This window comes from Pseudofulvibacter geojedonensis, from assembly GCF_042675745.1.
In the GTDB taxonomy this organism is placed as follows: Bacteria; Bacteroidota; Bacteroidia; order Flavobacteriales; family Flavobacteriaceae; genus Pseudofulvibacter; species Pseudofulvibacter geojedonensis.
The window spans coordinates 218,121-235,899 of the sequence record NZ_JBHTJM010000009.1; the positions used below are offsets into that span (position 1 = coordinate 218,121).

General features: G+C 32.6%; 21 protein-coding genes. 3 read left to right on the plus strand and 18 right to left on the minus strand.

Going from position 1 to position 17,779, the window contains the following annotated elements; translation table 11 throughout:
• Window positions 1-7 precede the first annotated feature (7 nt).
• The 9 genes from ACFQ1O_RS10545 to mutY all read right to left on the minus strand — a co-directional run bounded on the left by ACFQ1O_RS10545 (window position 8) and on the right by mutY (window position 6,914).
• Window positions 8-445 carry a deoxycytidylate deaminase gene (locus ACFQ1O_RS10545; protein WP_377715987.1) on the minus strand — a complete coding sequence of 146 codons (438 nt, stop codon included), beginning with the start codon at window positions 443-445 and terminating at the stop codon, window positions 8-10.
• Window positions 446-507: 62 nt separating this feature from the next.
• Window positions 508-1,083 (minus strand): HupE/UreJ family protein, encoded by a 576-nt coding sequence (locus ACFQ1O_RS10550; protein ID WP_377715988.1) that lies wholly within the window; start codon window positions 1,081-1,083, stop codon window positions 508-510.
• Window positions 1,084-1,146: 63 nt separating this feature from the next.
• Entirely contained in the window at window positions 1,147-1,836 is a 690-nt protein-coding gene (locus tag ACFQ1O_RS10555) for a zinc metallopeptidase (protein ID WP_377715989.1), read from the minus strand.
• 92 nt (window positions 1,837-1,928) lie between these two features.
• Window positions 1,929-2,474, minus strand: coding sequence for a gliding motility lipoprotein GldD (gene gldD, locus ACFQ1O_RS10560; protein ID WP_449301292.1), 546 nt, complete (start codon window positions 2,472-2,474; stop codon window positions 1,929-1,931).
• A gap of 29 nt (window positions 2,475-2,503) precedes the next feature.
• Window positions 2,504-3,523 (minus strand): phenylalanine--tRNA ligase subunit alpha, encoded by a 1,020-nt coding sequence (pheS, locus tag ACFQ1O_RS10565; protein ID WP_377716245.1) that lies wholly within the window; start codon window positions 3,521-3,523, stop codon window positions 2,504-2,506.
• 39 nt (window positions 3,524-3,562) lie between these two features.
• On the minus strand, window positions 3,563-3,919 hold the full coding sequence (locus ACFQ1O_RS10570) for a hypothetical protein (RefSeq protein ID WP_377715991.1): 357 nt from the start codon (window positions 3,917-3,919) through the stop codon (window positions 3,563-3,565).
• Window positions 3,920-3,998: 79 nt separating this feature from the next.
• Window positions 3,999-5,327: a gliding motility-associated protein GldE gene (gene gldE, locus ACFQ1O_RS10575; RefSeq protein WP_377715992.1), complete on the minus strand. Its 1,329-nt coding sequence runs from the start codon at window positions 5,325-5,327 to the stop codon at window positions 3,999-4,001.
• Between the two features lie 29 nt (window positions 5,328-5,356).
• A complete protein-coding gene (locus tag ACFQ1O_RS10580) occupies window positions 5,357-5,830 on the minus strand; it encodes a single-stranded DNA-binding protein (RefSeq protein WP_377715993.1) in 474 nt (157 codons plus the stop codon).
• A 37-nt stretch (window positions 5,831-5,867) separates the two neighbouring features.
• Window positions 5,868-6,914 (minus strand): A/G-specific adenine glycosylase, encoded by a 1,047-nt coding sequence (gene mutY, locus ACFQ1O_RS10585; RefSeq protein WP_377715994.1) that lies wholly within the window; start codon window positions 6,912-6,914, stop codon window positions 5,868-5,870.
• A 130-nt stretch (window positions 6,915-7,044) separates the two neighbouring features.
• Here mutY and ACFQ1O_RS10590 point away from each other — a divergent pair, with 130 nt between their 5' ends.
• Together ACFQ1O_RS10590 and ACFQ1O_RS10595 are read left to right on the plus strand one after the other, a co-directional pair.
• Window positions 7,045-7,335 carry an HU family DNA-binding protein gene (locus ACFQ1O_RS10590; RefSeq protein ID WP_377715995.1) on the plus strand — a complete coding sequence of 97 codons (291 nt, stop codon included), beginning with the start codon at window positions 7,045-7,047 and terminating at the stop codon, window positions 7,333-7,335.
• Between the two features lie 272 nt (window positions 7,336-7,607).
• A complete protein-coding gene (locus ACFQ1O_RS10595; protein WP_377716246.1) occupies window positions 7,608-9,155 on the plus strand; it encodes an Rne/Rng family ribonuclease in 1,548 nt (515 codons plus the stop codon).
• A 62-nt stretch (window positions 9,156-9,217) separates the two neighbouring features.
• On the opposite strand, the gene ACFQ1O_RS10600 is transcribed toward ACFQ1O_RS10595, so the two are convergent.
• Complete coding sequence (locus ACFQ1O_RS10600) at window positions 9,218-10,102, minus strand: hypothetical protein (protein ID WP_377715996.1); 885 nt, start codon at window positions 10,100-10,102, stop codon at window positions 9,218-9,220.
• A 7-nt stretch (window positions 10,103-10,109) separates the two neighbouring features.
• The gene (locus ACFQ1O_RS10605) at window positions 10,110-10,985 is read right to left on the minus strand and encodes a hypothetical protein (RefSeq protein ID WP_377715997.1); all 876 of its coding nucleotides are present in this window, start codon (window positions 10,983-10,985) and stop codon (window positions 10,110-10,112) included.
• 136 nt (window positions 10,986-11,121) lie between these two features.
• On the opposite strand from ACFQ1O_RS10605, the gene ACFQ1O_RS10610 reads away from it, so the two are divergent.
• Entirely contained in the window at window positions 11,122-11,592 is a 471-nt protein-coding gene (locus ACFQ1O_RS10610) for a regulatory protein RecX (RefSeq protein WP_377715998.1), read from the plus strand.
• On the opposite strand, the gene ACFQ1O_RS10615 is transcribed toward ACFQ1O_RS10610, so the two are convergent.
• The 7 genes from ACFQ1O_RS10615 to ACFQ1O_RS10645 all read right to left on the minus strand — a co-directional run bounded on the left by ACFQ1O_RS10615 (window position 11,573) and on the right by ACFQ1O_RS10645 (window position 17,681).
• On the minus strand, window positions 11,573-12,448 hold the full coding sequence (locus ACFQ1O_RS10615; protein WP_377716247.1) for a cupin-like domain-containing protein: 876 nt from the start codon (window positions 12,446-12,448) through the stop codon (window positions 11,573-11,575). The genes ACFQ1O_RS10610 and ACFQ1O_RS10615 overlap by 20 nt on opposite strands.
• A complete protein-coding gene (locus tag ACFQ1O_RS10620) occupies window positions 12,445-12,933 on the minus strand; it encodes a DUF6646 family protein (protein ID WP_377715999.1) in 489 nt (162 codons plus the stop codon). The genes ACFQ1O_RS10615 and ACFQ1O_RS10620 overlap by 4 nt, the downstream gene beginning before the upstream one ends.
• Window positions 12,934-12,955: 22 nt before the next feature.
• Window positions 12,956-14,056, minus strand: a complete 1,101-nt coding sequence (gene bioB, locus ACFQ1O_RS10625) for a biotin synthase BioB (protein WP_377716000.1) — start codon at window positions 14,054-14,056, stop codon at window positions 12,956-12,958.
• Between the two features lie 65 nt (window positions 14,057-14,121).
• Window positions 14,122-15,279: a beta-ketoacyl synthase N-terminal-like domain-containing protein gene (locus tag ACFQ1O_RS10630; RefSeq protein WP_377716001.1), complete on the minus strand. Its 1,158-nt coding sequence runs from the start codon at window positions 15,277-15,279 to the stop codon at window positions 14,122-14,124.
• A 64-nt stretch (window positions 15,280-15,343) separates the two neighbouring features.
• Complete coding sequence (gene bioA, locus ACFQ1O_RS10635; protein WP_377716002.1) at window positions 15,344-16,609, minus strand: adenosylmethionine--8-amino-7-oxononanoate transaminase; 1,266 nt, start codon at window positions 16,607-16,609, stop codon at window positions 15,344-15,346.
• Window positions 16,606-17,220, minus strand: a complete 615-nt coding sequence (bioD, locus tag ACFQ1O_RS10640; RefSeq protein WP_377716003.1) for a dethiobiotin synthase — start codon at window positions 17,218-17,220, stop codon at window positions 16,606-16,608. The genes bioA and bioD overlap by 4 nt, the downstream gene beginning before the upstream one ends.
• A gap of 8 nt (window positions 17,221-17,228) precedes the next feature.
• Window positions 17,229-17,681 carry an SRPBCC family protein gene (locus ACFQ1O_RS10645; protein WP_377716004.1) on the minus strand — a complete coding sequence of 151 codons (453 nt, stop codon included), beginning with the start codon at window positions 17,679-17,681 and terminating at the stop codon, window positions 17,229-17,231.
• Window positions 17,682-17,779: the final 98 nt, after the last annotated feature.

A 17,779-nucleotide genomic window follows, 5' to 3' on the forward strand; every position in this document is an offset into this window, starting at 1 on the left:
TTCTATTTTAAACCAATTCTTTAATCTCTGCTAAATGTTCTACAACTACCCCTGCTTTTTCTAAAAAACGAATACCAGAATCGTCTTTATACTCTTCTAGATATACAACTCTTTTAATTCCAGCCTGATGAACCAACTTACTACATTCTTTACAAGGTGATAAGGTAATATACAGGGTTGCTCCTACGCAAGATTGAGTAGACGATGCTACTTTTAATATCGCATTTGCCTCTGCATGCAACACATACCACTTGGTATAACCTTCTTCATCTTCGCAATAATTTTCGAATCCGGTTGGCGTACCATTGTATCCGTCAGAAATAATCATTCTATCTTTCACAATAATTGCGCCAACTTGTTTTCGATTACAATGGGAAAGCTTTCCCCATTCCTTAGCCATACGCAAATATGCCTTATCGTAACGTTCTTGTTTTTTATCTATCATAATATATATGCTACCAAACTACTAAATTCAGACTAAATTGTATAACAAGTATTTGTTAAAGTTTAGCGCTCTAACAACATCGGAATAATTAAACCTATTACTATAGAAGAAACGACCAGCACCCAATCTTTTCTTGTAACTCTTAAAAAAGTTTGGAATAAAGTAGCTAATATTAACATAGCAACTACAATTAAAACTTGAGCAATTTCTATACCTAGAGCAAACTCTAAAAGGGGTACTATTTTTTCTTCTGATCTACCAATTATCATCCTGAAATAATTAGAAAACCCTAAACCATGAATCACACCAAAAAACAAAGTAGTAAAAAACAACACTCCTACTTTGTCATTCGTTTGATTTTTACCGGCCGTTATTATATTATAAACAGCAGCAACGCCAATAGTAACGGGTATTAAAAACTCAACTAAACTACTTTTTACGCTTACTACTTCAAAAGCCGCTAAAATTAATGATAAGGTATGTCCAACTGTAAAAACTGTTACTAGCAGTAAAATTTTTTTCCAATTTGAAAATAAATAAGGAGCTGCCAATACCATTAAAAACAATACATGATCGTACCCATTTATATCTAATACATGAGTTAGACCTAATTCTAAAAATAATTTAAATTGTTCCATAACTCAAAACTACAAAAAAAGCGACCAAACTTGGTCGCCTATTAGTTAATATCATATTAAAGTTTAATCGTCGCTACCTGCAAATCGCATGATAAAGTACATTAAAGTAGCTAAGGCTCCTATTGCAGCTACTAAATAAGTTCTAGCTGCCCATTTTAATGCGTCTTTTGCTCCAGCATGCTCTTCTCGGGTTACCATGTGTTTGTTTTCTAACCAAGCTAAGGCTCTGTTACTAGCATCGTACTCTACTGGTAAAGTGATAACACTAAATGCTGCCATAATACCAAATAAAATAATACCAGCTAACATTACCATTTTACCCATTGGAGAACTTAAAGAAAGCATAAAGCCTCCCATTATTACCCATTGAGATAAACCAGAGGCCACTTGTACTATTGGTACAATTTTAGATCTCATTGTTAACCAAGAATAAGCAGTGGCGTGTTGCACAGCATGACCTACTTCATGAGCAGCAACCGCTGCCGCAGCTGCATTGCGTTGGTTATATACACCCTCGCTTAAATTAACAGTTTTATTTGCTGGGTTATAATGATCTGTTAGCATTCCAGGAGTAGATATAACTTTTACGTCATAAATACCATGATCTGCTAACATTTTTTCGGCTATTTCGGCCCCACTCATTCCGTTGCGTAAATGCAGCTGAGAATATTTTTTAAATTTACTTTTTAATCTAGAACTCACTAGCATACTAACTAAAGCTAAAACACCAGCGATTATATAATATCCCATCATAATTTTAAATCTTTTTATAAAGTTACAATATTAAAAAACAAAAACCTCGCCAAATAAGCGAGGTTAAAATATATCTGTAAATATGTCAGTAACTACTCTTTCCATTTAAGACTTTCCATCAATATTTTAACATCCTTTTTTAAATAATCTGAAGCTGGCAAAATAGAATCGTAATTTGGTTTGGCATGAAAATGAATTGAACCTGAAAGAAAATGATTTACACTATCTGTTACATAAAATTGCAAAGCAGAAGCAGCATCGCCTTCAACATCATATACCATTCCGTAAGCTCTTTGTTTTTTATTCTCATATGGAATAGTAACTATACCATCTGCTTTTACCGTGTGCTCTTGAGTTAAATTTTGAGCATCTCTCAACAACATCTTAAGGTTGTTATTTATTGGAGAATAGGTAATGTGTATTTTACCCTTTAACTTAGGGTAATTAAGATTTAGGCCACAATAACTCTTCCATTTAGGAGCTTCAATCTCTGCATGTATGTTTTTCTCGAAAGTATATGGGCAGGTAGATTTCATTTCGGCGTACATGGGTTTTGGGTATTCTAAGCTTAAATACCCTTTTGGTTTAGGTAATACATCTTCATTACAAGACACAAAACCTAACAATAAAACCAATATGTAAAATATATTTTTGATAGTATATAAACTTAAAAAGCCGATTTAAATTGCTCAAGGAAACGAGCATCATTCTCGTAAAACAATCTAATATCACTAATTTGATGTAGTAACATTGCTATTCGCTCGATTCCCATACCAAAAGCAAAACCTGAATATTCTTTTGGATCGATACCACAATTAGTTAAAACATTAGGATCTACCATTCCACAACCCATAATTTCTAACCAACCTGTACCTTTAGTTATTCTATAATCTGTCTCTGTTTTTAATCCCCAATAAATATCTACCTCTGCACTTGGCTCTGTAAAAGGGAAATAAGACGGGCGTAATCTTATTTTAGATTTACCAAACATCTCTTTTGTGAAATACAATAGCGTTTGTTTTAAATCTGCAAACGACACATCTTTATCTATATACAAACCTTCTACCTGATGAAATATACAGTGAGAACGTGATGATATTGCTTCATTTCTAAATACTCTACCAGGAGAAATAGTTCTAATTGGTGGTTTATTATCTTCCATATAACGCACCTGAACAGAGCTTGTGTGTGTTCTTAACAATACATCTGGATTGGTTTGAATAAAAAACGTATCCTGCATATCTCTTGCTGGATGGTACTCTGGCAAGTTTAATGCAGAAAAGTTATGCCAATCATCTTCTATTTCTGGTCCTTCTGAAACATTAAACCCTATATTAGAAAAAATATCTATGATTTGATTCTTTACTAAAGAAATTGGATGTCTAGAACCTAGTTCTATTGGCTCAGATGGTCTAGATAAATCTCCATAACCACCTTTTGCTTCTTCTTGGCTCTCAAACTCTTCTTTTAAGGCAGTAACTTTATCAGAAACGGTATTTTTTAACTGATTAACCATATTACCGAATTCCTTCTTTTGATCATCGGCCACATTTTTAAATTCAGCAAAAAAGTCTTTTACTAAACCTTTTTTTCCTAAGTACTTAATTCTATAGGCCTCGACCTCTTCTTTGGTTTGGGCTTTAAAATTTTCTGCTTCTCCAATAAGTTCTTTAATCTTATCTATCATCATGCTCTAGTTTGCGAGGGGCAAATTTACAACTTAAAATTATGCTATCAATTCTTTTTCTAAAAAATAGCTTACAATAGCCTCTTTCATTAAAATAGTTTGCTCTCCAGCTTTTAAATTTGGTAAAGCTTCTAAGGTATTATAATGTGGCCACCCATCGTCATCTATAAAATCGAACTCATAATAACCATACGGTTCTAACAACCTACATATTGCTATATGCATTAGGTTTACTTTTTCGTCTTTTTTAAACTTTCTATGTAATTGTCCTAATTCTTGTACTCCAATTAAATAGATAATACTATCTAAATCTAACACATCTCCTTCTGCAAAACGATTAGAAAGTATGTTTACTACTTCATTCCAACGTTCTTTTAATTGCTCATCTCTAGCCATTTTCTTCTTCAAAATTTTAAAAGTGTAAAAGTACGGAGATTTTTAATTGCAGCCAATGTACTAACATGAAGTATTAATATTACTCTGGTAATGTTAGCTTTAATTGTTTAATTCGTTTTTTATCTAACAACTCTACAGTAAACTGATAATCATGAAAGGTGATCTTTTCATTTTTTTTAGGAAAGCTTCCAGATATTTCTAATACAAATCCAGCAATGGTCTCGGCCTCGCCTTTGTGCTCTTCAAACAAATCAGTATCTACATTGGTAACTTTATACAAATCTTTTAATGATGTTTTTCCTTCAAACACGTAATTATTATCATCTATTTGCGAATAAACTAAATGATCATCGTCAAACTCATCACTGATATCCCCAACAATTTCTTCAATAATATCTTCTAAAGAAACTACACCAGAAGTTCCGCCATATTCGTCTACCACAATAGCTAAATGCACTTTTTTTTCTTGAAACTCATTCAGTAAGTCGTCTAGTTTCTTGTTTTCTGGAACAAAAAAAGGTTCGCGAATTAAATTTTGCCACTTAAAGTTGTTTTTATCTATGTGCGATAGCAAATCTTTAACATAAAGTACCCCTTCTATTTTATCTAAAGATTCTGTATATACTGGTATTCTCGAAAAACCAGCTTTAGTAATTTGTTTAATGATATTTGTAAACGAATCTTGTATGTCTAATGCAAAAATATCAATTCGAGGACACATAACTTGACTTGTGTCTGTATTACCAAAAGAGACTATACCTTCTAACATCTTCTGTTCTTCTACAGTTGTATCTTTTTCACAAGTAAGCTCTAAAGCTTGTGACAATTCATTTACACTAATATTAGACTTTGTTTTAGCTAATCTTTTTTCTAAGAATGTTGATGTTGTTTGCATAGGATAACTAAAAATCCTAAAAAACCTAGTCATAACTAACAAAGGTTTAGCCATAAAACCAGAAAACTTTTCGTTATTTCTACTAGCGTATACTTTAGGAAGAATTTCTCCGAATAATAAAATTAAAAATGTAGCTACACCTACTTTTAATACGGTAGCGAGTTTTATAACAAACCATCCTAAAATATCAAACTTAACATTTATGCTCTCAAAAAAAGGATTAAACAAATTAGCAAACAAAAGTACTATAGCTATATTGATAAAATTATTAGCAACCAAAATTGTCGCCAGTAACTTTTTAGGGTTGGCTAGTAGTTTAACTACAGATTGCCTGTTTCTAAATTGGTTAGACTCGTCTTCTAATTGTATTTGAGTTAACGAAAAAAAAGCTACTTCTGCACCCGAAATTAATGCCGAACATACCAATAAAAACAATAAGCCTACAAAACCAATTAAGGTACTCGAAGCTATAAATAAAAATCCTATTACAAAATATTGGGAATCGGGGTCCAATTATATATCAAATTAGTTAAACGTTCTTTTTAGAAAGGTAAATCATCGCCGTCTTGTTGCTGCCCAATTGGTTGTTGTGGTATAGCTTGATTAGATTGTCTATGCTGTTGATCTGACTGTGCAGGTTGAGACTGTTGCTGTCCCTGATAACCTCCTGGATGTTCATTTTTAGGAGTCAAAAAAGTGAAATCCTGAACATGAATTTCTGTTGAATAACGAGTGTTTCCATCTTCGGCTTGCCACTGCCTAGTCTTTAAACGTCCCTCTACATATATTTTATCACCTTTTTTTAAATACTTCTCGCAAACCTCAGCTCCTTTGTTTCTAACTACTACATTATGCCACTCTGTATTTGTTACTCTCTCTCCTGTTTGCCTATTGGTATAGCTTTCGTTTGTAGCAATGGGAAACCTACCTAAACATCCTCCACCTTCAAAATAATGCATTTTTACATCATCACCTAAATGCCCAATTAGCATTACTTTATTTAATGTTCCGCTCATAATATTAGTTCTATCTCTTATCAAAAATAAGACTTTTTTAATTGTTCTTACAGAAGTCTTTAATAAAATTAGCAATTAAAACTGGTACTGGGTACTTTTCTATTTCAGTAAAAGACACTTTATTATTAGATATTTCATCAACATCAATTATCCAAAACTTGGTATATATATGCCTATGAGATAACTTATGTACAATAGAATTTTCGTTATATAAAACGGGAGTATTACTTTCTAATCCTAACTGCTTTAACTTATCTGATAAAACCAATTGACTTAGAGTAATTTCTTTAGGTGATTCTATTAATGGAAATTCAAATAAATTAGCCCAAATTCCTTTTGGGGGTCTTTTTACTAAAACAGTATCGTTATTATGACTTATAGGTACAATGTAGTTATAATAAACTTTTTTAATTTTTATTTTTTTTAATTTAACTGGCAATTCTTTTACCCTATTACTCTTATAAGCTTGACAACTATCTATTAATATGCAATTATTACATAATGGGCTTTGTGGCTTACAATGTATAGCTCCAAATTCCATGATAGCTTGATTATAAGTTGCTGGATTATCTTTATCTAAAAGCTCTGAAGCTAACAACGCAAACTCTTTTTTACCAATTGACTCATTTATTGGTGTATCTATATTAAAAACTCTAGACAAGACTCTAAATACATTTCCATCTAAAACTGCTTTAGGTTCTCCAAAACAAATTGAAGCTATAGCACTGGCTGTATAATCTCCAACACCTTTTAAGCTGAGTAAGCCATTATAATTATTTGGAAACAATCCGTTTAATTCTCTACTAACAAATTTTGCTGTAGCATGTAAGTTTCTAGCTCTAGAATAATACCCAAGGCCTTGCCATAATTTTAGCACTTCATCTTCATTAGCTTTTGCTAAATCATGTACAGTAGGAAACGCATTAATAAAAGACAAATAATAAGGCATACCTTGTGCAACTCTTGTCTGTTGTAACATAATTTCTGACAACCAAATTTTATACGGATCGGTAGTATTCCTCCAAGGCATATCGCGTTTGTTTACTAAGTACCACGAAATGAGTTTTTTAGCTATTTCATTCATATTCTTGTATATTTGGCGAATATAATTTTTTATCTAGTTAAAATTTAATCAATTAGCATTTCTATTTGGAATTTTAATTATTATATTTGCAACCCGAAAAATTTGAACATACTATTTAAATAATTACATAATGACAAAAGCAGATATCGTAGCTAAAATATCAGAAAAGCTAGGGATTGAAAAAGGAGATGTACAAGCAACTGTTGAATCTTTTATGGAGGAAGTTAAGACTTCTCTAGAAAGTGGAGACAATGTATATTTAAGAGGATTTGGTAGTTTTATCATTAAAACGAGAGCTGAAAAAACTGGTAGAAACATTTCAAAAAACACTACTATTAAAATACCTGCTCACAACATTCCAGCATTTAAACCTGCTAAGACATTTGTAGAAGGTGTAAAAACCAATGTACAAGTAAAGTAATACAACACTAAAACGAATTATTAACTAAAAAAACTTTTATTATGCCAAGTGGTAAAAAAAGAAAAAGACATAAGGTAGCTACTCATAAGCGTAAGAAGCGTAGAAGAGCTAACCGTCACAAGAAAAAGTAGTTTTCATAAACTACTTTTTCTATTTAAAACGTTCCTTGAAATTGGGCTAAAACAAATTGCCCTACAGATAATTATACCTGTAAAAAAATTGTGTAATCCATCTATTGCGTTATAAACGTAGTGGATACAAAATACAACAGAGTGAACAAAGAATTAATAATTAGATCCAGTTCCTCAAAAGTTGATTTTGCCTTATTAAAAGATGGAAAACTAATAGAATTACATAAAGAAGAAAACAGCGCCAATCAGTTTACGGTTGGTGATATTTTTCTAGCAAAAATTAGAAAAACTGTACCTGGGTTAAACGCAGCTTTCGTTAACGTTGGCTATGAAAAAGATGCTTTTTTGCATTACCATGACTTAGGTCCAAATATTCCTTCTTTATTAAAATTCGTTAAACGTGTAAGCACAGGTAAACTAAAAGATTTTGATCTAAAAAACTTCCCATTTGAAGAACCGATTGACAAAGATGGTGCTGTTAATGATGCACTAAAATCTAATCAATCTATTCTTGTACAAATTGTAAAAGAACCTATTTCTACAAAAGGACCTCGATTGAGTTCTGAGCTATCTATAGCTGGACGATACATCGTACTAGTTCCTTTTTCTGACCGTGTTTCGGTGTCGCAAAAAATTAGCGATAGAAATGAGAAAGGCAGACTAAAGAAATTGATTCAAAGCATCAAACCTAAAGGGTTTGGTATTATCGTTCGTACTGTGGCAGAAGGCAAAAAAGTAGCCGAACTGGACAAAGACTTACAAGACTTGTTGTCCAAGTGGACAGCAATGTGTAAAAAATTACATAAAGCAGAATTACCATCTACTGTTTTAAGCGAAATGAATAGAGCCTCTTCTATTTTAAGAGACCTTTTTAATGATTCATTTACAGCTATACATGTTGATGATAAATTACTTTATGGCCAAATTAAAGAAACGGTGCAACGTATTGCACCTAAAAAAGAATCTATTGTTAAACTATACAAATCTCAGACTCCAATTTTTGAGAAATTTGGCATAGAAAGACAAATTAAAACTTCTTTTGGCGAGACGGTTTCTACAAGCAAAGGAGCCTATTTAGTTATAGAACACACAGAAGCTATGCATGTAATAGATGTTAATAGTGGTAACCGTTCTAATAAAGCTAAAAGTCAAGAAGGAACAGCTCTTGAGGTTAATCTAATTGCAGCTACAGAGGTAGCTAGACAACTACGCTTGAGAGATATGGGCGGTATTATTGTAGTTGACTTTATTGATATGTCTAATGCCGATAACAGAAAGGCACTATTTCAACACTTAAAAGATGAAATGGCAGACGATAAAGCTAAACACAAAATATTACCTCCAAGTAAATTTGGTTTAGTACAAATTACTAGACAACGTGTGAGGCCAGAAAGAAATATTGACACACTAGAGGCAAATCCTAACGGAAATAATGGAGATAAAATAGAAGCTCCTATTGTTCTAGTAAACAAAATGACAGCTGAGCTAAACAAATTATTAAATAAAGGTCATAAAAGCGTTACATTAAACGCACATCCCTTTATTGCAGCCTTTTTAACTAAAGGCATTCCATCTATACGTTCAAAATGGTTTTTTGAACATAAAAAATGGATCAAAATATTACCTAGAGATGCTTACACTTATCTTGAGTATCATTTTTATGATAACAAAGGAAATAAATTAAAATAAAAAAATCCTGTTCGTATCGAACAGGATTTTTTTTATTCTTTTTTACAAAAATCTGTGAGTAATTAATTACCCCCTTCTATTAATATATTATCATAAAAGAACTTTTCATCGCTTGCCCAAGTATTTGATGTAATGCGAATTGCCAAAGTTGTACCACTTAAACCAGACACCGAAACTTGACCAGTAGGAAAAGTACCATCTGCAACTGCTGGTGCAACCAATGTATGATTTACTGTTCCGTTACCCCCATAATTAGCCACAAGTTGCCAAGCTCCTCCATCTATCGAATATTCTATATTCACATAATCATTTTGATTATTTGTATCGTCTGTAGAATGATCTGAATGATCGTATTCTAAGTTACCAGAAGCATCTATATCTACAGAAAAACACACTGTTGCATATCCAGAAATTGTAACCGCCTGAGTAATAAATGAAACTGGCCCGTCTGTATTATTTAATTCAAACTGCCCTGTAGCATTGGTATACGCATAGTCATTATCTTGCCCTAAAAAATCTGCTGCAGAATCATCAACAGTCCAAGTAACTCCCCCTGGGTAATCTCCAGAATTGGTCCTTCTATCTCTTCCCGTATTTAAAGTATATCCTGAGAAATCTTCTAAATAAATTTGCGTATTACATACTGGCACAGGAGCACAATTAATACTCCTCCAAACTGCTTGATCTCCATCGTAAATATCCCAACACCATTTTCCGGTACTTGGATCGCTAACAAAAACCATTAAACCATCATCTGCAGCTGTTACCGGAATACTAGTTTGTTCTGCCTCTGTTACTACGGGCATTATAAAACCACCTACTTTAGTAGTTATATAATTAGCCGTTTCAATATGTAATACTGCTGCCGAACTAGGTGTAGTTGTTCCTATACCAACTTGAGAAAATGATAAATTAACTATCATGAAAATGAATACATATTTTATCATACCTATTTTAGTTTAAGTTTAAAACTACATTATCTATAACCCAAATTTCATTAGTAGAATTATTATGCATCCTTACTTGTATATATAACGTAGCTACCGCTGGTAAATTTGACAATGTAACTTTTGAATAGGCATTTGGCCCAGTTAAATTACCTCCCATTGTTGGAGCATAATTTGTAGGTGTATTGTCACCATCGTATACCCCTGAGGCTACTGCAGATCCTGCAAAACTCCACTTAGCATTATTGTTACCATTAATCGTTACTTCTGATGACCAAGTAGTATTATCTGTACTTACCAGTACCTCAACCACATCTGTACCATCTGCACCATTTCCAGACGTACCAGCAAATGAAGCCAAATCAAATGATAAATCAATGTTTGAATATGTAGATGAATCTATTGGATCAAAAGACAACGTAGAGTTAGAATTACTAACTTGATAACCCTGTGCACCTTCAGAATACATTGGTGCACTAGGAAAAATTCCGTTACCTGAAGACATAGAACCTGAACCACCTGTATAAGTTAATGTTGGAGTTGCTGGTGTGGCTTCAAAATCTTGATAATAAATAATTGATGCTCCTACAATAGGCATGCAATACATGTCTACCCACGCAGAACTTGAAGCTCTGTAAATTTGAACACAACGAGTTGTGCCATCTGATAGGAAAATCATCATGCCATCATCTGCAGCTGTTACCGGAATTGTTGCTCGCTGAGCTAAAGTTACTTTTGGGGGCATAAAACCACCATGAGTTCCTGAACCATTTAAAGATTCTAAATGTAAGACTGATGCGTTACTTGGATTAGTGGTGTTAATACCTACTTGAGCTGACATTAAACCACAGAAAAGCAGTAGCAACAAAGCTATTTTTTTCATACTTTTGGGATAATTAATTAGTAAAACCGGTTCAAATATACAATTTTTTTAGACATCTAACCGTGTACTTATCAACACTTTAGACCCTTAATGAAAACATAACATTAATATAAAAAATTTAACATTTTTTTCTTTTTTGAATAATAAAACTTACACCGTATCTGAAGCTAAAAAAAAACTAGAATATTACTGTGCTTACCAAGAACGTTGCCACAAAGAAGTGACAGACAAACTTAAAAGCCTAGGTATGATAGCTATAGCTATAGACGAAATTATTTATCACCTAATAAAACATAATTATTTAAACGAAGAGCGGTTTGCTAAAAGCTTTGCTAGAGGTAAGTTCAATCATAAACATTGGGGTAAAATCCGAATAAAAAGAGAATTAAAGTTTAGAAAAATTTCTGAATACAATATAAGAACTGCTCTTAAAGAAATATCTGAAGAAGATTATATAAAAAAAATATACTTAATTAGTGAAAAGAAAATTGAAGCTTTACAGCAAAAAACAAAACAAGAACAACAAAAGAAAATATTCAATTATCTTCAATACAGAGGTTGGGAAAACCACTTAATTTACGAAGTTATTAATAATCTATTTGATTAATTTTATGAGTATATCTAATTGCCTTTTCAAGCTTTGTATTTAACCAATCTTCTCCTTTTAACTTGCGCATAAAATTATCGTAATATCTCATAAAAAAAATATTATAAATAGCTTTCGATACATTTTTAGGATTTCTAGCCAATGAACGTAAACTCATAGAAAAACCAGGCGTGATATATTTCATATAATGCCAATACCCTTCTGGCATATACAGCATATCACCATGATTTAATTCTGCTGTAAAACCTTTAGCTTTCTTTAAAGCTGGCCACTTTTGATAATCTGGGTCATCGAAATTTATATCTTCTCTAGATATTAACGAATAAGGTATTTTATATAGGTATTTAGTTTGGTCTGGAGGAAAAATGATGCACTTCTTTTTACCCTGAAAATGAAAATGTAAAATATTGGCTAAATCAATATCAAAATGCATAAAGGTATATGAATTGGTTCCTCCAAAAAACAGCATTGGCATTGATTTAAACAAGTTCATTCCTAACTTAGGAAACTTAAAATCTGCCTGCAATACAGGTACTTCTTTTAATAAATTGTAGAGGAAAATTCTATAATTAGTCGGCTTACTAAGCAGTAAATCTATATAATCAGACATTTTCATCTGTGTGTGAGGTTCATTAAAACCTTCTTTATAATTTACTGGTCTATTATCATATAAAGGAACTATTTTATCTCCTGCAATTTTTTTAATGTAATCAAAATTCCATTTTAAATATGCAGGCCAATCTTCAGTAAACTTCTCTACTACTACAGGCCTCTGTTTTTTTACATATTCTTGTAAAAAAACCTTTTTTGAAATAGACGAAACTCTATGTACCTCCTCTAATTGCAATAACTTTATAAGTTAAATGATGCTCCCAAGGCAATCATTAGCTGATTGTTTAATTTATCAAATCCTACTGGATCAGATTCGTAGGTTGCTAATGGCACCATAAGCTCTGAATACACTCCAAAACCACTTGTAAAAAAATAACGAGCACCTATATGTCCTCCAAAATTTTTCAAACCTAAATGCAGCCCAGGATATAAATCGAAATTATCACTAATATTCAATACATTACCAATATTGGCATTGAATCTAGCTTTTAAATCAAATGCATCTTTAAATTTAACCTTTACATCTCCTTCAACTCCTAACACATAACCACTTGCTACACCTACAGAGATATTCTCTCCTAAACCATAATCAAAAACGGCTTGTATTCCTCTTGCATATTCTTGAAATACTGCGCCAACTTGTATTTTTTGATCACCTTTACCGCTAAATACTTGTGCTTGTGTAAGGGTGGCAAATAACAACATTGCTAAAACAACAACTTTCTTCATTGTAATATTTTAAAAATTCTTGTTATATATTTCTAACAGCTTTAGCCTTTTCTTTAGCTGCTTCGTTACGCTCAATTTTATGATCTGGACGAGTCCATTTTGGTTTCTCTCCCAAAGATTGATATTGAGAATCTTTTGCTTCAACTGTTTGAGGTTGTACCTTTTTAGTGAAAGGTTTTTGAGGGTTTAGACCTAGCTTTTCAAACATTTTCATATCCTCATTTACGTCTGGATTAGGGGTAGTTAACAACTTATCTCCTGCGAAAATTGAGTTAGCACCTGCAAAGAAACACATTGCTTGCCCTTCTCTTGTCATCTGAGTTCTACCAGCAGATAAACGCACCTGAGTCTCTGGCAATACAATACGAGTTGTAGCTACCATACGTATCATTTCCCATATTTCAACTGGTTTTTCATCTTCTAAAGGAGTTCCTTCTACAGCGACTAAAGCATTAATAGGAGTAGATTCTGGTTGCGGGTCTAAAGTTGATAAAGCTACCAACATACCAGCTCTATCTTCTGCAGATTCACCCATACCAATAATCCCTCCTGAACAAACAGTAACATTTGTTTTACGAACATTATCTATGGTTTCTAAACGATCTTCAAATCCACGTGTAGAAATCACTTCTTTATAATATTCTTCTGAAGAATCTAAATTATGGTTATAGGCATATAATCCTGCTTCTGCTAAACGCTTAGCTTGATTTTCGGTAACCATACCTAAGGTACAGCAAACCTCCATATCTAATTTATTAATAGTACGAACCATTTCTAATACATTATCGAACTCTGGCCCATCTTTAACATTACGCCAAGCTGCTCCCATACAAACACGAGAACTACCTCCTTCTTTAGCACGTAAGGCTTGAGCTTTTACTTGTGAAACAGACATCAAATCATTTCCTTCAATATCTGTATGATATCTAGCAGCCTGTGGACAATAACCACAATCTTCTGAACATCCACCTGTTTTTATTGATAATAAAGTAGATACTTGAACTACATTAGGATCATGATTTTTTCTATGTATAGTCGCTGCTTCATACAATAACTCCATTAATGGCTTATTGTAAATAGCTAAAATTTCTTCTTTTGTCCAATTATGTCTCACTTCGCTCATAATGTCAATCAGTTTTAAAGGTCAAAAATATAAAAAAGGAATGTGAATATAAACTTTATATAGCTCTAGTTAGGTAAAGATACTAACACACTAACTGCATTACCTCCAAAACCTACTGCATTAACTAATATATTTTGAATTTTACTAGGTCTTTTTTGTTTCTCTAAATAAGGAACTGGAATGAATTCTTGCTTTTGAAGCATTAAAATTGCCATTTCTAAACTCAACAATCCGCTAGTAGCAAACGTATGACCTAGTTTCCATTTATTAGTTGTTATAGCTGGTAAATTATCTCCAAATACTTTCTCTATAGCTTTTATTTCTGACAAATCACCTTGAATAGTTCCGGGAGTATGAGTTATAATTACATCAACATCAGAAGCATCATGGTTTTGCAATGCCATTTTCATTGAGTCTTGAAAACAATTTGCTTCAGCAGATATTGAAGCGCTATGTTCTAATTTTTCGGTAGCATAACCAATGCCTGAAATAAGCGCTATTGTTTTTCCTGAAATTTCATTCTCTAAACAAACTGCTACAGCTCCTTCACCCAATACCATCGTATTTTGTCTCTTACTTAAATCTAAAGCTTTACAGGGAAATAAATCTTTTTCCTTAGAGTATACTCTTAAAGCTTTCATTTGAGCAATAGTAAACGGAGTAAGTGCTGCTTCGCTTGCGCCAATTAAAAACTTATCTGACATCCCTGATTGCAACCAAGCTACTCCATTTAACAACGAATGCAATCCTGTAGAACAAGTTATTGAATGACTAATATCTGGTCCCTTCGATTTTAAATCTTGCGCCACCCAAGAAGAAATATTTCCTAGCGTTGTTGTGGGTGAACTCAAGGTTTCTGAAGTTCCTTTTTCTAAATAAGTTTGATGATATTTTTCGAATAAAGTAGTAGCCCCTCTTGAAGAACCAAAATTCACTCCAAAATTCACTTCCGATTTCCAATTAGCATTTTTAACAGCATTTCTTGAAACCAACAAAGCGAAAATAACCGAATTATCTAAATCTAAATAATCATCTTCTAAACGTAGGTTTTTAACTAACTCTTGGCTTTCTTTAGGTAATGCTGCTACCCAAGAACCTCCATTAGCCGCTTTACGTTGCTGTAAATAATGGTTATTAGTTTTATAAACTTCCCATATCTTTTCAGGTTCACTACCTAGTGCCGATAAAGAAGATATAGCTGTTATGGAAATGGGTTTTTTCATAAAATAACTTAAAAAAACACTTCGACAAGCTCAGTGTGACTTTCCAGTAAATTTTGCTGCAAAACTACACTATTTCTAATGCTTCTTCTATAGTTTTATATACTTTTTCTAACTGCTTATCTGTAATTATGTAAGGAGGCTGAATATAAATGGTATTGCCTAAGGGCCTTAAAAAAACCCCTCTTTCCATAAAAAACTTTAATAGCTTATCTCGCAAACCTCCGTAACGCTCTGAATTGGTATTTAAGTCTAAAGCAAAAACCACCCCTAAACTTCTAGTAGATTTTACTTTTGGATGGTTCTCTATTCGCTTAGAAAATTGGTTATGTGAATTGACAATAACACTAATAGCACTTTGTATTTCTTTGGTTTGCAATAATTCTACACTTGCTAGAGCAGCTGTACAAGCCAAGGGATTAGCTGAATAGGTATGACAATGAAATAAACCTTTACTTATATCATTACTCAAAAAAGCATCATAAATATCTTGAGTACAAGAAGTAATTGCCATAGGCATTAATCCGCCAGTTAAGGCTTTGCTCATACAGATTACATCTGGTTTTATTGCTAAATAATCTGATGCGAAATTTTTACCTGTTTTTCCAAAACCAGTCATCACTTCATCAGCAATAGTTATCACTTGATGTTCTTTACATAATTGTAAGATATCATTCAACCCAGTTGCATCGTACATTACCATTCCGGCAGCCCCTTGAATTAATGGCTCGTAAATAAAACCTGCAACAGGAAATTCATTCAAAATAATTTTTAGTTGATCTAAAACTTCCTGATTATTATCCCCATTCGGTACCGGAATACGCTTAACGTCTATTAAAAAATCTTCAAAAGGACCATTATAAACCGATAAACCAGAAATAGACATTGCTCCAAATGTATCTCCATGAAAAGCGTTTTCAAAAGCTACCAAGACATTCCTTTTTCTTTCTTGATTAAAGAAATACTGCAAAGCCATTTTTATACCAACTTCTGTACTGGTAGATCCGTTTTCTGAAAAGAAAATTTTTGCTTGATTATCTGGTAACAACTTCATCATCTCTTCAGATAAATCAACAGCTGGTTGGTGCGTAAAATCGCTAAACATTACCTGATCTAATTGCTTCATTTGATTAGAAACTCGATTAGTAATGTAATCATTGCAATGGCCATACATACAAGTATACCAAGAAGAAATAGCATCTATATACTCATTTCCATCTTCATCTGTTAACACACAACCTTTAGCTTTTATAATAGCTAAACTATCAGGGTTTAACTGATGCTGTTTTAACGGATGCCAAATGTACTTCTTATCTCTTTGTTCTAAACTCATAGTTTACTTCTAAACTTTTGGGCGTATTCTTTAATTACATTTTTATCAAAGTACGGCTCATCTTCTATCCTTCCTATTACTTCTACACCAGTCATTTTTTCAATAATCAACTCCGTACTTTTATGTTCATCTCCACTATAAATTAAAACAACCTCAAATCCTTTTTCTCGAAGTAATTTTATTGTCAATAAGGTATGATTAATACTCCCTAAATAATGACGAGAAACTACAACCACTTTATAATCTGACTGAATAAGGTCAAGAATTGTATCTGAATCGTTTAAAGGAACTAACAAGCCTCCAGCACCTTCAATAATCAAATGGTTGTCTGTTGTAGGTTCTTTTATTTGATCTAACTGAATTTCAACTCCATCTAATCTTGCTGATTCATGCGGACTCATAGGAGTATTTAACGCGTAAGAATTGGGATAAAAAATAGATTGATTATTAGAAATTAACTCTTGAACCTTATGCGTATCTGAATAGTGTAAATCTCCAGCTTGTACTGGCTTCCAATAATCTGCTTGCAAAGCTTCTACTAATATCGCAGAAGCTACCGTTTTACCCACATCGGTAGATATTCCAGTTACAAATAGTTTTTTTTGTTTCATAAAGAAATTTATTCTGCTACAGATGTTCCGTTTTCAACAAAGCTTTTAAAATCATTCAAATACTTCATCGATTGTTTTTTAAATGCACTTGGCATTAAAAATCCAAATACTTTCATACCGAAACTTTGAAATTGAAATTCTGAATGTGATATCCACTTAGTAGTATTTTCATCTAAAGCTTCAAACTTATTTTTCTGAATATTATGCACTCCTTTAGCATCGTAAGTAGCATCAAATTCATAAGGGAAATTATTTTTAACTATCGTCTCTACTAATTCCATCTTACGTTTTCCCATTTGATAACTCAACTTCATTTTAGCTCCTACTTGCCCTGGAGTTCCTTCTAAATCTTCAGCACTTGTCAACCCTCTTTGCCAATGCTTGATATTATCTTTATTATCTAGTTTATCTATAACCTCTGCTAGAGGTTTATTGATAATAATTTCTGATGTATATTTCATCTGCTTACTTTTTATCGTTTTTCATGGCCAGATGCAATTCGTTACTAAACATTCGTATAGACATTAACAAATTGTTACGACTCATTTCATTTCAATTA

What these genes read in the sequence shown, in the direction of transcription:
- ACFQ1O_RS10545 (WP_377715987.1), bottom strand. Translation starts at nt 445, where the DNA reads ATGATAGATAAAAAACAAGAACGTTACGATAAGGCATATTTGCGTATG.
- ACFQ1O_RS10550 (WP_377715988.1), bottom strand. Translation starts at nt 1,083, where the DNA reads ATGGAACAATTTAAATTATTTTTAGAATTAGGTCTAACTCATGTATTA.
- ACFQ1O_RS10555 (WP_377715989.1), bottom strand. Translation starts at nt 1,836, where the DNA reads ATGATGGGATATTATATAATCGCTGGTGTTTTAGCTTTAGTTAGTATG.
- pheS (WP_377716245.1), bottom strand. Translation starts at nt 3,523, where the DNA reads ATGATAGATAAGATTAAAGAACTTATTGGAGAAGCAGAAAATTTTAAA.
- ACFQ1O_RS10570 (WP_377715991.1), bottom strand. Translation starts at nt 3,919, where the DNA reads ATGGCTAGAGATGAGCAATTAAAAGAACGTTGGAATGAAGTAGTAAAC.
- ACFQ1O_RS10580 (WP_377715993.1), bottom strand. Translation starts at nt 5,830, where the DNA reads ATGAGCGGAACATTAAATAAAGTAATGCTAATTGGGCATTTAGGTGAT.
- mutY (WP_377715994.1), bottom strand. Translation starts at nt 6,914, where the DNA reads ATGAATGAAATAGCTAAAAAACTCATTTCGTGGTACTTAGTAAACAAA.
- ACFQ1O_RS10590 (WP_377715995.1), top strand. Translation starts at nt 7,045, where the DNA reads ATGACAAAAGCAGATATCGTAGCTAAAATATCAGAAAAGCTAGGGATT.
- ACFQ1O_RS10600 (WP_377715996.1), bottom strand. Translation starts at nt 10,102, where the DNA reads ATGATAAAATATGTATTCATTTTCATGATAGTTAATTTATCATTTTCT.
- ACFQ1O_RS10605 (WP_377715997.1), bottom strand. Translation starts at nt 10,985, where the DNA reads ATGAAAAAAATAGCTTTGTTGCTACTGCTTTTCTGTGGTTTAATGTCA.
- ACFQ1O_RS10620 (WP_377715999.1), bottom strand. Translation starts at nt 12,933, where the DNA reads ATGAAGAAAGTTGTTGTTTTAGCAATGTTGTTATTTGCCACCCTTACA.
- bioB (WP_377716000.1), bottom strand. Translation starts at nt 14,056, where the DNA reads ATGAGCGAAGTGAGACATAATTGGACAAAAGAAGAAATTTTAGCTATT.
- ACFQ1O_RS10630 (WP_377716001.1), bottom strand. Translation starts at nt 15,279, where the DNA reads ATGAAAAAACCCATTTCCATAACAGCTATATCTTCTTTATCGGCACTA.
- bioA (WP_377716002.1), bottom strand. Translation starts at nt 16,609, where the DNA reads ATGAGTTTAGAACAAAGAGATAAGAAGTACATTTGGCATCCGTTAAAA.
- bioD (WP_377716003.1), bottom strand. Translation starts at nt 17,220, where the DNA reads ATGAAACAAAAAAAACTATTTGTAACTGGAATATCTACCGATGTGGGT.
- ACFQ1O_RS10645 (WP_377716004.1), bottom strand. Translation starts at nt 17,681, where the DNA reads ATGAAATATACATCAGAAATTATTATCAATAAACCTCTAGCAGAGGTT.